Origin of the sequence: Zeaxanthinibacter enoshimensis (assembly GCF_004362865.1) — a bacterium.
In the GTDB taxonomy this organism is placed as follows: Bacteria; Bacteroidota; Bacteroidia; order Flavobacteriales; family Flavobacteriaceae; genus Zeaxanthinibacter; species Zeaxanthinibacter enoshimensis.
This window is the reverse complement of sequence record NZ_SNYI01000001.1, coordinates 457,186-472,345: the sequence shown is the minus strand read 5'-3', so window position 1 is coordinate 472,345 and position 15,160 is coordinate 457,186. Positions and strand designations below refer to the sequence as shown.

Here is a 15,160-nt window from a genome sequence, read left to right as displayed (position 1 = left end):
TGTACTATACGAATGTATGATTTTTTGGCTTTAAAAGCGCAGGGGCGGGAATAAATTCGAGGAAATTACTGATCCTCAGACTGTTTGTTCTTTTTTCCCTGCATTTTCCGGATATTTTCTTCGGTCAGCATGTAGTCTTTCATCTTCTTCCCCCTGCTTTCGGTAATCAGGAAGAGCGGCATCGCCACGAGGAAGATGCCTACGGTTCCGAAACCAATGCATTTATTGGCATTGAGGGGGTCTTCCTCTATAATGGTGAAACCATAGATGATCAGTCCCAGGCTAAAGAGGAGGATAGCGGCAATGATATATCGGGAATAGGTTTTCATATCAGCGTGTAAAATTAATCAACTTTCTCCGGTAAGCAGTGAGCAATTTGGATTTGGACACAAAACCGAGGTATTTGCCTTCCCGGATCACCGGCAGGTTCCACGCACCACTGTCCTGGAATTTCTGCATGACCTGCTGCATGGAATCCTTCTCATAATAGATATAAGCCGGCGCCTGGTGCATCAGTGTAGAGACGGTGATCTTATCGTACATACTGGTGTCAAACATGAATTCCCGTATATCGTCCAGGAACACTATCCCGGTCATTACTCCTTTATCACTTACCACTGGATATAAATTACGGGTAGACTTAGCCACCGTATCGTGCAGCATCTGTCCCAGGGTCATTTCCTGGTGGACACTTTTAAAATCCCGCTCGATCACATCGTCCAGCTGCATCAGCGTAAGCACGGTCTGGTCCTTGTTGTGGGTGAGAAGTGCGCCCTGTTCAGCAAGTTCCCTGGTATAGATAGAGTAATCTATGGCGTTCTTGGTAATCAGGTAGGAAATGGCAGCTGTGATCATCAGCGGGACAAATAGTTCGTACCCCCCGGTGATCTCTGCGATAAGGAAGATAGAGGTAAGTGGAGCATGCAATACACCGGCGATTAGTCCGGCCATCCCGATCAGGGTGAAATTGCTTTCACTGACCTCGAAACCCAGCCCGATATTATTGATCACTTTCGCTACGGCATTGCCAAGTGCACTCCCCATGACCATTGTAGGAATGAAGATTCCCCCGGCTCCTCCGGCAGCAAAAGTTGTGGTCATCGCTACGGCTTTGAAAATGGTAATACCAAAGAGCAGGGCGATTACCACCCAGATGTTGTCCATGAAAGCTTCAAAAGGGTTGTCGCCCAGGGCAGAGATATGATCTCCCATCAGCAGGTCGTTGATGAATCCAAATCCTTCCCCGTAAAGCGGGGGGATAAAATACAACATGATCCCTATGGCCAGTCCCCCGGCCAGCAGCCGGTATTTCGGACTTTTCAGGGGTTTGAATAATTTTAGTATCCCGAAATACATCTTGGTGAAATAGATAGAGGAGATCGCGGTTCCCACTCCCAGCAGGATATAAAAGAAGGTATCCTGGATGGCGAATTTTTCGGTGATGATATAGCTGAAAAGGTTCTCATCCCCCAGGAAGAAATAGGAGGTAAGCACCCCCGAGATCGACGCCAGCAGCATTGGCAGCAGGGAGACCATGGTGAGATCCAGGCTAAAGACCTCGACCGCAAATATGATGGCCGCTACAGGGGCCTGGAAAATAGAGGCGATCGCCCCTGCCGAAGCACAGGCAATAAGCAGGGACCTCGTTTTGGTATTAATATGTAACAACCGCCCCAGGTTAGAACTGATGGCAGCCCCCGAGGCAACTGCCGGTCCCAGCAATCCCACGGATCCACCAAACCCTACGGTAAGGGGGGCCGTGATAAGGGGGGTATAAACCTTCTTCAGGTCCATGATTCCTTTTTTACGGGACAGCGCAAAGAGAATGGAGGATATGGCGTGCTCCAGCTTTTCCCGGTGGATATACTTCACATAGAGGTATACCAGGGTAAGCCCTATCACCGGCAGAACAAAATAGAGCTGGTTGCTGGAAAAAACGATTCCGCGTTCCAGCAGCGACTCTATAAAATAGGTGATATTCTTGAGGGTAACCGCGGCCAGCCCGGCCAGGAAGCCCACCACTACGCTCATCACGTGGGTGAAGGTCTTGTCAGAGATTTTCTTATACCTCCATTTCAGAAATTGTGTGAGCCTTTTATTGGTCGGGTTCGGCATTCTTGGGCTATACGATTAAAGGTATTAAAATTGCCGCATCCGATAAAGGTTTTCCGGAATTAGGTATCCAATTTCAGGTGGAGCTCCGCCAGCTGGGCATCATCGAGCTTCGCAGGGGCGTCGATCATGACATCCCTTCCACTGTTATTCTTTGGAAAGGCAATGAAATCCCTGATGGTTTCCTGCCCGCCCAGGATGGCAACCAGGCGGTCTAATCCAAATGCGATCCCGCCGTGAGGTGGTGCCCCGTATTGAAAGGCATCCATCAGGAAACCAAACTGGGCCTTTGCCTCTTCAGGGCTGAAACCAAGGTGACGGAACATGATCTCTTGTGTCGCTTTATCGTGGATACGGATAGATCCCCCACCAATTTCGTTCCCGTTAAGTACCAGGTCATAGGCATTCGCTTTAACCGCCCCGGGATCACTGTCCAGTAATTCGAGCTGGCCCGGTTTAGGCGAGGTGAACGGGTGGTGCATAGCGTGATATTTTCCGCTTTCCTCGTCCCATTCCAGCAGCGGAAAATCGACCACCCAAAGAGGCGCAAACTCATCGGCTTTCCGAAGTCCAAGCCTGCCGGCAAGTTCCATTCTTAAAGCGCTCAGCTGGGTGCGAGTGGTATGTGCATCCCCGGACAGCACACAAATAAGGTCTCCCGGTTTTGCCCCGGTGACTTCTGCCCATTTGGCCAGGTCTTCCTGGTCGTAGAATTTATCCACGGATGATTTATAACTTCCGTCTTCGTTACATTTTACGTACACCATTCCCTTTGCCCCTACCTGGGGTCTCTTCACCCAGTCGATAAGTGCATCGATCTCTTTACGGGTGTAAGAGGCGGCTCCCGGGACTGCGATTCCGACCACGAGTTCGGCCGAGTTGAATACGTTAAAATCTTTGTGCTGGGCTACCTCATTCAGTTCCCCGAATTCCATTCCGAAACGGATATCGGGCTTATCATTCCCATACTTTCGCATTGCATCATCGTAGGTTATGCGTGGGAAGGATGGAACTTCTACATTTTTAATGGTTTTAAGCAGGTGACGGGTCAGTCCTTCAAAGGCCTGCAGAATATCCTCCTGGGTTACAAAAGCCATTTCACAGTCGATCTGGGTGAACTCAGGTTGCCTGTCAGCCCTTAGATCCTCATCCCTGAAACATTTTACGATCTGGAAGTAACGGTCCATTCCGCCTACCATCAGCAACTGTTTAAAGGTCTGCGGAGATTGCGGAAGGGCGTAGAACTGTCCCTCGTTCATACGGCTGGGAACTACGAAATCCCTGGCTCCCTCCGGTGTGGATTTTATGAGGTATGGAGTTTCAACTTCGATAAACCCATGTTCAGAGAGGTAGTTGCGTACCTCCATGGTGACCTTATGCCTGAAGATCAGGTTGTTCTTGACCGGGTTTCTACGGATATCCAGGTAGCGGTACTTCATCCGAAGGTCTTCCCCGCCGTCTGTCTGGTCCTCAATAGTGAAAGGAGGTACCAGTGCTTTGTTCAGGATCTCCATTTCTGATACCAGCACTTCTATATCCCCGGTAGGAAGGTTGGGGTTCTTGGAAGTCCTTTCTATCACCTTACCGTGGACCTTCAGGACAAATTCGCGCCCCAGGTGCCTCGCTTTTTCCAGTAATTCGGCCGGTGTGCGTTCCTCGTCAAATACCAATTGAACGATCCCATAGCGGTCACGGAGGTCTACCCAGACTACGAATCCTTTGTCTCTCAGCTTCTGTACCCACCCTGAAAGGGTCACTTCTTTTCCGATATCAGACGCTCTCAGCGCTCCGCATGTATGGTTTCTGAACATAATGGCTTCCTTGTTTTTACCGGCGCAAATGTAAGAAGAACTGCTGGTAACCCCTAGGACTACGGACTAATTTTCAACTACTTTTTCGGCCTGAATCCCCCTGTGCGCAAACGTTGTAATTAACAAAGGAAATTTTTGGATTGACGAAAACTTCGCTACATTGGTAGGCGAATAACTATAACAAATCAATGATTATGAACAAAAATCAACTTTTGCAATGGTGCCTTGGGCTGCTGTTTTTTCTGCCGGTCCTTGCCCTTGCGCAGGGGACGGTCAGCGGAACGGTGACCGATGCCGTAAACGGACAGCCCTTACCCGGGGCCAATGTGATTATTAAGGGGACCACCACGGGTACCACCACTGATTTTGATGGAAAATACGACCTGGTAGTACAGAACTTCCCGGCAACTCTTGTGTTTTCATCCTTAGGGTATGAAACAGCCGAGTTCCAGGTAAGTGGGGCGACCATGCTTAACGTGGAACTGGGAGAATCAGCTACAGGACTGGATGAAGTTGTTGTTACCGGTCTGGGTACTTCTATTAAAAGAAGGAACCTTGCCAATGCAGTAGCCACAGTCTCCTCTGAAGAACTGGTAGGAACCACAGGACAGTCTACCCTGGACGGTGCCCTATACGGGAAAGTAACCGGGGTTAACATCACTTCTACTTCAGGAGCTCCCGGGGGAGGAATGGCACTTCGTTTAAGAGGTATTTCCTCAATTAACGGAAATAACCAGCCCTTGTATATTATTGATGGTGTATTTGTCAATAACAGGGAGATCCCGTCAGGTCTGAGATTTGCTTCAGGGGCCAACAGGGGGAACGAAGAGAACTCGGCCAACCGTATTGCCGATCTTGATCCTAACGATATTGAGAATATCGAGATCCTTAAAGGAGCATCTGCCGCGGCCATTTATGGTTCCGGATCAAATGCGGGGGTTGTGATCATTACCACCAAGCGTGGTAAACTGGGAAAGACCGATATCAGCTTCAGCCAGGATACAGGATTTAACACCATAATCAATAAGATCGGGATGCGTCCATGGACGGCAGCCAACGTGGAATCTACCTTCGGTGCAGCCGAAGTGGCTCTTTACAACCAGGCAATCGCCAATGGGGGACTGATCGATTACGAAGATGAGATCTACGGGGAAACCGGTCTGATCACGGACACGCAGATCAGTGCTAAAGGAGGTAGTGAGAAAACACGTTTCTACGTAGGAGCTTCTTACCGGGATGAAGAAGGTATCATCAAGAATACCGGATTTGACCGATTTAACGTACGTGCAAACATTGACCACGATATCTCAAAGACCTTTAACTTCTCAATTTCATCCAACTATGTGAGAAGTGGATCCAGTCGTAGTTTTACTGGAAATGAGAACGAAGGGGGACTTAGCTACGGTTATACCCTGGCATTCACCCGTCCGTGGATCAACCTTTTCCCGGATGAGTTAGGAAATTACCCTGACAACCCGAACTATTCAGGTAACCCAATCCTGGTAAGAGATCTTGCCCTGAACGAGGATAAGAACAACCGTTTTATCCAGGGGCTTCGTTTTACGACGAACTTCTTACAGACAGACAGGGATAACGTGAGGTTCATATTTAACGGGGGATTAGATTACCTGGCAAACGAAACCTATGTTTACGTGCCGGAGATCCACCAGGCCCAGCGAGGAAACCAGAACGGGTTTATCGGCGAAGGAAGGAATAACTTCACCAACTTTAACTACCAGGGTATCGCTGTTTGGAACAGGGAAGCCATGGATGGAGACCTGTCCCTGACTTCTCAGGCCGGTATATCTTACGTGGAACAACAGGCCGACCTGATCTTTAACCAGGCGACCCAGTTGATCCCAAACCAGACTAACCTGTCCCAGGGAGCTGCCCAGCAGATCAACCAGACAACTTCTCTGGTTAAGGAGTTCGGTTATTTTGCGCAGGTTGAAGGAAATTACCGTGACCAGTTAATCGGAACTTTAGGATACCGCCTTGATAAATCGACCCTTAACGGGGATCCGAATGAATTTTTTGGTTTTCCAAAAGCTTCCCTCGCCGTTAACCTGCACAATTTCGAATTCTGGAATCCAGGGTTCGTAGATCGATTAAAATTCAGAACAGCTTACGGTGAAACAGGAACTCCTGCGACCTTCGGATCTGCCTTTACCGGTCTGAACCAGGTTTCCATTGGCGGAAACGGAGGATCTTCTATAGGTGCCCTTAAAGGGGACCCAGACGTGCAACCGGAAACTTCTGCAGAGTTTGAAGTAGGTCTTGACGCCGGATTCGGTGATCGCGTCAGTGTGGAACTGTCTTATTACAACCGTAATGTACGCGACCTGCTGTTAAGCCGTGCGCTGCCAACCTCAACCGGATTCAACACAGAAACCACCAACCTCGCAGATCTTACGAACTACGGGATAGAGCTGGGAATCAATACTTATCCTTTTACCAATGAGAACTTTACCTGGAACTCTAACATTAATTTCTGGTTTAACCGGTCAGAAGTGACCAGGCTGGAGGTGCCGGCATTCCCGCAACCGGGTGCAGGTTTTGGTTTAGGACTTGGAACCTATTACATTCAGGAAGGGAGACCAGTTACCCAGTTAGTTGGTAACGTGGACGGTGTTCCAACACAGTTGGGAGATGCCGAGCCGGATTTCCAGATGGGTTTTGCAAACCAGATGACTATTTATAAGCAGTGGGATGTATCCTTCCTGTTACACTGGAAAAAAGGAGGAGAGAACATTAACCTCTCCAAGCTGTTGACCGATCTTGGTGGAACCACTCCGGATCTGGATACCCCAGCCGGGATTGAAAGATCAGGATTAGGATTTGTCGCTTCCAGGTTTATTGAGCCTGCAGGTTACCTGAGGTTAAGGGAGGCTGCGATCAGTTATCGTCTTCCGCAGAGTGCTCTCGATTTCTTCGGGGATACTGTAGAGGGAGTGAAAATAGGAATTTCCGGAAGGAACATCTTTACGATCACGGATTACAGCAGCTACGACCCGGAGGTATCTACCAACGGTGGGGCAGGACTTTCTTCAGGAATCGAGGTAACTCCTTTCCCAAGTACCAAGCAGTTCTACCTGAACCTGAATGTTAACTTTTAAAAAATCGCGATGAAGAAACTAAATTTATATATAACCAAGACCACCCTGTTAGTTATGGGGGTGGTGGCGACCCTGACCGTCTCCTGCTCATTTGATGACCAGGTAGACCCGAACAGACCCAGTCTTTCAGGGATCCTGACCAATGCGTCAGAAAACCAATTGAATAACCTCGTAGTAGGAATAGAGGCCAGTATGCGGAATGCATTGGCGATCCAGACCACCGGATCAGGAACTATGGCCCGGGAGCTCTACCTGTTTGATGCGGATCCCCGTAACACGGGAGACCTGCTGGGTAAAAACGGTAGTGGCCTCGATAACAACTCCTTCTATACCACGGCACCATGGGATGGTCGTTACACCTGTTATAAGAATGCGAACATCCTCCTGGAAGCGTTGGAAAACACGGAGTCAGTCACTGAAGCCCAGAAAGCCGGGTACAGGGGTTTTGCTAAAACCGTACAGGCTTATGAGCTGATCCAGATACTTAAGTCCTACGGCAGAGCAAGGGTAGATGTTTCCGATCCTGATAACCTGGGGCCTATACTTGATTTTGGCCCTGCTATGGACCAGATCCGGGCCTTGTTAGACGAAGCCCAGGGCGACCTTAACAGTGCCGGGGCAGAGTTCAATTTTCCGTTAGCCGGATTTGACGGGTTTAATACCCCTGCCACTTTCGCGGAATTCAACAGGGCTGTAGCTGCCTTAGCTGCAGTATATGACGATGATGACAGTGCGGCATTAACAGCTTTGTCTAATTCTTACCTGGATCTGAACGGGGACCTGAACGTAGGGCCTAAGCACGTGTTCAGCCTTGCCAGTGGGGATGCTACGAACGGACTGTTCAAGATACAGGATAACAACGGGGACCAGATCATCGTACATCCTTCCTGGATTGCCGATGCTGAGCCCGGGGATACCCGTGTGGATGAGAAGACTTCGCTGCGTGCGAATCCTACTACCCAGGACGGACTTGGAGGAGATTACCAGACCGCTTTATACGAGTCGAACACTTCTCCTATAGATATTATCCGGAACGAGGAGCTGATCCTTTTATACGCGGAAGCCAGCATTGGTGCCGGGAACCTTGGAGATGCAGAGACTGCATTGAATATAATCCGGGCGTCTGCCGGCCTGGGAGTATATGCAGGTCCGTTGACTGCTGATGGTCTGACTGCTGAAATGCTGCAGCAAAGACGGTACTCCCTATGGGCGGAGAACCACAGGATGTTTGACCTGAGGAGGTACAACCTATCTAACACCTTACCTGTTGACAGGACAGGTGACCTGGTGTTCAATGTTTTCCCGATCCCGCTATCGGAAAACGAATAATAACTAACTGACCAATTACCAGAAAGCCCCGTGAATTTCACGGGGCTTTTATTATTATAAGATGCTGGAATTATGCAGCATCCTGCAGGCTTTCCGATTTACTGCTTTTAATATTATTCACCTTCTTCCTCATACCGATCTTCATGCGGTAGCTGATATTGAACAGTACAGGGACGATGATCAGGGTCAGGAACGTAGCGACCAGTAGGCCGAAAATCACCGTCCATGCCAGGGGTCCCCAGAAGATGACGTTATCACCCCCCACATAGATATTCGGGTCAAAATTGGTGAATAGGGAGAAGAAGTCGATGTTCAGTCCTATGGCCAGTGGGATCAGCCCCAAAACGGTGGTTATAGCCGTCAGCACTACAGGTCGAAGACGCGCTTTCCCGCTCTGGACGATAACTTGCCTCACTTGGTCACGGCTCAGAAGGTCTGAATCTTCCATTCCCAGTGCCAGTTTCTTGCGATCGATCAGGATCTGGGTATAATCAAGCAGTACTACCCCGTTGTTCACCACGATCCCTGCCAGGGAAATAATTCCCATCATAGTCATCATGATCACGAAAGACCAGCCCGTCAGCATCAGTCCGCCAAATACCCCGATAAAACTCAGGAAAATGGCGATCATAATGATCAGGGGTTTGGAGATGCCACCAAACTGGAAGATCAGGATCAGCAGTATGAGTCCCAGACCCCCAAAGAAGGCACCAACCAGGAAGTTCATCTGCTTGTTCTGTTCCTCTATCTGGCCGGTATAGTCAATGGAAACTCCATCCGGAACCGCATTAAAACTTTCCATCTCTTTTTTGATCTCTTCCACGATCGCTGCTGCGTCGGTAAATCCGGGTTTTAAACCGGAGTAGATCGTAACCACCCTTTCATTATCCCGGTGTTTGATCGCGCTGAACGCAGAAGTATTGCGCTGGGAGGCTACTGCAGAGATGGGGATCTCTTTGATCTGCCCATTGGCCGGGTCCCGGAAGATGATATTCTGGTTAAAGAGGGCATTCTTGTTGTAGCGAAGGTCTTCATTGAAGCGGACGTTGATGTCGTAATCTTCCCCTGCTTCCTTATAAACGCCGGCTTTCTCTCCGAAAATTGAGCGCCTTAGCTGGGAGCCTACCTGGCCGACAGCCACCCCGAGTTCTCCTGCTTTTTCACGGTCTACCACTACTTCCATAGCAGGCTTCCCCTTGTTTACATCGATCTTCAGCTCTTCTATCCCGGCAATGTTCTCTGCATTGATAAAATTCCGGATATCTTCCGCAGTGCTGATGAGCTGGTTGTAATCCTTTCCTTGGAGCTCAATGTTGATGGGGTAACCCGCCGGCGGTCCGGCTGCATCCTTTTCAACGGATAATGCAACTCCCGGGTATATCCCCTGCAGTTCCTGCTGGATCTCTGCCCGGAGGTTTTCTGTATCCAGGCCGTTCCTGTATTTAAATTCGCGCATGGACAAGGTCACCTTTCCCCTGTGGGGCATCTCTGCAGAAGATCCGCCATCGGTGAACGGGTTACCTGCTCCTTCACCTACCTGCGAAACTGCTGAAGCAACCAAATAGTTTTCCTCGCCATCGGTATACTTATCCCGGTTCGCGATCGCGTACACCCGTCTTTCAATATCCTTGGTGATCTCGTTGGTCTTCTCAATAGATGTGCCCTGTGGATATTCTATATAGACATAGATCTCGTTTGGAATATTATCCGGGAAGAATTCGATCTTTGTACGCCCACTGCCAACAGACATGCCGAATAACATGAATACCGCGATCAGTAAGGAAAAAGTCACCCCGAAATACCAGTAGACATTCTTGCCGCGAAGTGCATGCTTCAGGCGTTTCTCATACCAATCCTCGAACCGGCTCATTGTATTGTTCTGGAAGTTGCTGGCCCATCGTTTAATAAAGTATTTGTAAACCCAGAACATTATGGCAGTCAGGATCATTACCGTACCAAAGCCACGAACCGGGCCTCCCAGTATCATGATAAAAATTCCTAACCCACCCAGGATGATACTCACGCGGATCAGTTGTTTTCGGGTAAGCTCTTTCTCCCCGGTATCCATGAACTGGGATACCAGCATGGAGTTCATAAAAATGGCAACGAACAGGGAGGATCCAAGAACCACTGATAAAGTAATTGGGAAATAGATCATAAACTGTCCGAAGATTCCTGGCCAGAGGCCCAGGGGAACAAATGCTGCTACAGTGGTTAGGGTAGATATGATGATGGGGAAGGCGATCTCTCCAATCCCTTTTTTGGCGGCTTCTATCCTGGACATCCCTTCGTCTTCCATAAGCCGGTATACGTTCTCTACCACCACGATCCCGTTGTCTACAAGCATCCCCAGTCCCATGATCATACCAAAGAGGATCATAGTGTTAAGGGTATACCCCAGTGCAGAGAGAATCATGAAAGACATGAACATGGACATAGGGATCGCAAACCCGACAAAGAGTGCATTCCGGAATCCAAGGAAGAACATAAGTACGGTGACCACTAGCAATATCCCGAAAATGATATTATTCACCAGGTCATCAACCTGGTTCAGGGTCCGGGTAGAGGAGTCGTTTGCTATTGAAATATGCAGGTCTGCAGGGTAATAATTTTCCTGCAGATCTTTCACCAGTTCCTTGATCTGGTCGGCGGCGGCAATGGCATTCTTACCTGCTCGTTTTTTTATGTCGAGCATCACCACGTTCTCCCCGAATTCCCTGGCATAGGTGGTCTTGTCTTCTTCGTCAAAGGAAACCGAAGCAATATCTTTCAGGTAAACCGCATTGCCATTCTCTGACTTTACTACGAAATTCTCCAGCTCTTCAGGGTTTTCAATCTCCCCCAGTACCCTGATGGTACGTCTCTGGCTCGCGGTTTTAAGGTTGCCGGCAGACATGGTCATATTCCCGTTGGCAATCGCCTGTATGACATCGTTAAAACTCACCTTGGCGGCCATCATCTTGTAGATATCAACGGCTACTTCTACCTCTTTGTCCTGGGCACCCCGGATATCTACTTTCTTGATCTCTGGCATATCCTCGATCTCGTCTTCCATGTACTCGGCGAATTCCTTGAGCTTCTCTACCGGGTAATCACCGGTAAAATTGATGTTCATGATGGGATATTCCTCTGAGATGTTCAGGTCGAACACGTTGGGTTCTACCTTGGCCCCGTTGAATGTCGGCCAGTCTTCGCTGGCCTTTTCCGCATCTACTTCATCCTTGACCTTCAGTTTAGCCGCTTCCACGGAAATATCCTCGTCAAACTCTACGGTGATGATAGAATAATCTTCCTGTGAAGTGGAGGTGATCTCTACCAGGTTACTGACATTTTTCAGCCTTTCTTCGAGAGGGTCGGTGATCAGCCTTTCAATGTCCTCCGCAGTATTTCCCGGGTAGGGGGTGCTGATATATACCTTGGTCTCCACGATCTCCGGGAAATCTTCCCGAGGTAGTGCATTGTAAGAACTGATCCCGATAAACAGGAACAAGCCGATCATGACATAAATTACCGAAGGGTTATCTATGGACCAGGAAGACAGCCAGAATTCCTTATTAGCATTCTTTTGTTGTTTGCTCATCTATTCCTGGTTTAATAATTCTACTTTCTGCCCATCCTTGACACTGCGCGCACCTTCTTTAATAACCCTGTCCCCGTCTTTTAATCCGCTGAGCACTTCAACTTCACTCCCCTGGGTAAGACCTGTGGTAATGATGGATCTCCTGGCGATAGCGATACCGTTTTCAGGATCGGCGGCGAGGTAGGCATATTGCTCTCCCTGGGCATTTTCCGAGATAATACTCTGGGGAATAAGGATTGCTTCCTCGTTAGTGTAATCATTGATCATTACCCTCGCGGTCAGGTTGGGTTTTATCTTTCCATTCTTGTTAGGAACCGGGATCTCTACCGTGAACGAACGGTTATTGGGATTTATGAAATTACCGGTGGTTCTTACCTGGGTGGAAATGCTGTCTCCAAGTACAGGAAAGTATACTTTTACTTCTTTACCCTCGCTTATGCTCCCTACATAGCGTTCGGGAACTTCTACCTCGATGTACATATCGGAAAGGTTAACGATACGGAAGACTTCGGAGCCGGGTCCGGGAGAAACCACGGTACCCTCATCCTTGATCACATCATCCACGATGCCCGTGAAAGGGGCGCGAATGGTAGCTTTACCCAACTGGCTTTCTGCCTGTGCTACCGCATCTTTTTGTGCTTCATAATTTGCCTTGGCCTGTAGATACTGGATCTCGGAACCGATCTTCTGATCCCATAGCCGTTTCTGTCTTTCAAAAGTTGTTTTAGATAACTCGGCCTGTGTCCGGAGTTGCGCCAGCTGGCTGGACATTCCGCCGTCATCGATACGAGCCAGCAATTGCCCTTTCTGGACCCGTTGTCCTTCCTTGACCAATATCTGGTCCAGCGTACCGGCCATTTCGGGGTATACCAGTACATTCTGCCTGGTCTTTACATCTCCCTGCAATTCCAGGAAATGGTTAAAGGGAGAAACTGTGGCCACTATAGTGGATACCAGGGGATAATTCTCTTCGTCCGAGAGCAGGGCAATGGCAGAATCCAGTTTTTCAATATCGGTTTCCAGCATTCTCTGCTGCTCAGAGATCGAACTGCGACGAGCACGGAGGGTCTCCAGGTCGGCACCGGAGATAATTTCTTCTACCGATTGGTCCTGCTTGTCTCCACATGCAGCGAGCAGCAGAAAAGCAAGTGAGATATATAATACGTTTTTCATGTTGGGTAATTTATGTATCAAAGGTTCAGTATTGTTTCTAGTTCTATTTTTTTGTTGATCACTTCTACCATGGATTGCAGGTATTCCTGCTGGGTGGTGTAAAGTTGAAGCTGGGCCTGCCGCAGTTCAAAACTGCTGGCAATCCCTTCCTGGTATTTCACCTGGTTCTTGTGTTCTATTCGTTCCGCCAGGGCCAGGTTACTTTTGTTCGTCTGGTAATTCTCGATGGCCAGGATATAATCGCTCTTTGCTTTATCCAGCTGCAGCCTCAGTTGGGCCGAGGTTTCCTTCAGCTGGTTCTTGGCCTGTTCCAATGCGATCTTGGCTCTCTGGGTGCTCGCACTCCTTTTGAAGGAGCTGAAAATCGGAATACTGAGATCTACTCCAAAAACAGAGGAGTCGAACCACTGCTGGTCGCTGTCTAAAAAAGTAAAATCGTCACTGAATGCGGCTGAGCCATAATTGACAAATGCGTTCAGGGTAGGCAGGGCTCGACTTCGGGCGAGCTTCCACTCGTAGTAACGTTGGTGGTTGAGGTTGTTCACTAACTTATAGTCAACGTTGTTCTCCAGGTTAAATTCACTCTCCAACAGTTCCGGAGAAATACCGGCTGCAACCAGGTCGTCCAGGTCCTCGGTCAGCCCGGTAGGGTGTTCCAGGGGTAATCCCATGACCACGTTCAGCATCTGTAAAGTGATTTCCTGCAGGCGTTCAGCATTTTTCAGCTGGCTCTGTATCGTGGACAGCGTGATCTGTAATTGCTCCACACTCTCTTCATCTCCCAGGCCGTTCTCAAAGATCTTCCGGGTTTCAAAAAGGTTCTTTTCCAGGGTGGCGGCATTCCTGGCGAGAATGTCTGTGCTTTGACGGGCCAGGAGAACATTCCCATAAGCATCAACAACGGCTTTACGCACATCCTGCTCGGTCTTTTCCCTGTTGTTCTGGCTGTAACTGAGAAAAGCCTTGGTCGCCTGAACACCGACAATATAGGACCCGTCAAATATCTGTTGCTTCAGGGTCGCCGTGGCAGAAGCCTGTTGTGGCTGCCCGAATACGATAGGTTGAAACGTGCCGGGTTCCCCTCCGAAAAATTCGGCCGGGATCAGGGAAACAGGTTGCTTTAACTGGTTTTGGTAACTGACACTGCCGCTGATCTGTGGGAGACCCGTAGCAATGGTTTCCCATTTCTGTTTCTGTGCATCTTCAATTTCCAGGGTCGCATTCAGGCTGCTGTAATTGTGCTCAAGAGCAAAAGCGACCGCCTCTTCCAGGGTAAAGGAAGTTGTGGTCTCCTGTGCCTGTAATAACAGTCCGAAAAGAAGGCTGAGTAATAATAGGAGAAATCGCTGCATTTATAGTTGATTAGAATTGATAATTTCATTTAAGATGTTCCGGCCTTTAGGAGTGATTATTCCCCGGAGATGGTATTCCAGGTAGATGTCCATAATTTCCCGGGCAGTGAATAGATCAGCCGGGAACAGGTTAGGATCTTTAATGCTGTTAACTCCCGAAAAATAGATGCGGGCTACGAACTCGATGTTGATGTTTTCGCGGTAGATACCCTGTTCAATGCCGATCTTCAGGTTCTTTACGACGCAATCCTGCATCAGTTCAAATTGTTTTTTGCGAACTGTTTCAAAAATGGCCGGGTAGTATTTCTGAAGTTGATATTGGGGAGAGGACTGTTCATCCTTCAGGTGGGTCATGGCAAATTTCTTGATCTCGTAAAGTTCTTCGATCGGGTTCTTGCCCAGGCTGCATATATGCTCTATTCCTGCAGCGATCTGGTCAAAAAGCTGCATTACACTTTCTTTAACGATCTGGGTCTTGTTGCTGAAATGGGTATAGATCGTTTTTTTCGAGATGCCCAGTTCTTGAGCCAGGTCGTCCATAGTTACGCTCTTGAACCCCCTGCTCAGGAATAACTCCGTTGCTTTATCTAGTATTTTTTCTTTCATAGGAGCGGCAAATATAGGATAGGAAACTACAAAAACAATAAAAGTTTCCCAGGTTTTACAATATGTTAACAAAGAGGCTGA

9 protein-coding genes are annotated in these 15,160 nt (G+C 48.6%); 2 read left to right on the top strand and 7 right to left on the bottom strand.

The features are described from left to right. Positions 1-65 precede the first annotated feature (65 nt). From CLV82_RS02105 to aspS, 3 genes are read right to left on the bottom strand one after another with little or no spacing between them, the layout of a single operon-like run. Entirely contained in the window at positions 66-329 is a 264-nt protein-coding gene (locus tag CLV82_RS02105) for a hypothetical protein (protein WP_133642642.1), read from the bottom strand. Between the two features lies 1 nt (position 330). Further along, the gene (locus tag CLV82_RS02100; protein ID WP_133642641.1) at positions 331-2,115 is read right to left on the bottom strand and encodes a chloride channel protein; all 1,785 of its coding nucleotides are present in this window, start codon (positions 2,113-2,115) and stop codon (positions 331-333) included. 59 nt (positions 2,116-2,174) lie between these two features. Next, complete coding sequence (gene aspS / locus CLV82_RS02095; RefSeq protein WP_133642640.1) at positions 2,175-3,923, bottom strand: aspartate--tRNA ligase; 1,749 nt, start codon at positions 3,921-3,923, stop codon at positions 2,175-2,177. Between the two features lie 194 nt (positions 3,924-4,117). Between aspS and CLV82_RS02090 the strand changes: the two genes are divergently transcribed. Beyond that, on the top strand, positions 4,118-7,039 hold the full coding sequence (locus CLV82_RS02090) for a SusC/RagA family TonB-linked outer membrane protein (protein WP_133642639.1): 2,922 nt from the start codon (positions 4,118-4,120) through the stop codon (positions 7,037-7,039). Between the two features lie 9 nt (positions 7,040-7,048). Beyond that, complete coding sequence (locus CLV82_RS02085) at positions 7,049-8,368, top strand: RagB/SusD family nutrient uptake outer membrane protein (RefSeq protein WP_133642638.1); 1,320 nt, start codon at positions 7,049-7,051, stop codon at positions 8,366-8,368. 70 nt (positions 8,369-8,438) lie between these two features. Here CLV82_RS02085 and CLV82_RS02080 read toward each other — a convergent pair whose 3' ends face one another. Genes CLV82_RS02080 through CLV82_RS02065 form a run of 4 tightly spaced genes read right to left on the bottom strand, consistent with a single transcriptional unit; the run spans position 8,439 to position 15,079 of the window. Further along, positions 8,439-11,948, bottom strand: coding sequence for an efflux RND transporter permease subunit (locus CLV82_RS02080; RefSeq protein WP_133642637.1), 3,510 nt, complete (start codon positions 11,946-11,948; stop codon positions 8,439-8,441). Further along, on the bottom strand, positions 11,949-13,121 hold the full coding sequence (locus tag CLV82_RS02075) for an efflux RND transporter periplasmic adaptor subunit (protein ID WP_133642636.1): 1,173 nt from the start codon (positions 13,119-13,121) through the stop codon (positions 11,949-11,951). A gap of 17 nt (positions 13,122-13,138) precedes the next feature. Further along, positions 13,139-14,473: a TolC family protein gene (locus CLV82_RS02070; protein ID WP_133642635.1), complete on the bottom strand. Its 1,335-nt coding sequence runs from the start codon at positions 14,471-14,473 to the stop codon at positions 13,139-13,141. Then, positions 14,474-15,079 carry a TetR/AcrR family transcriptional regulator gene (locus tag CLV82_RS02065; protein WP_133642634.1) on the bottom strand — a complete coding sequence of 202 codons (606 nt, stop codon included), beginning with the start codon at positions 15,077-15,079 and terminating at the stop codon, positions 14,474-14,476. Positions 15,080-15,160: the final 81 nt, after the last annotated feature.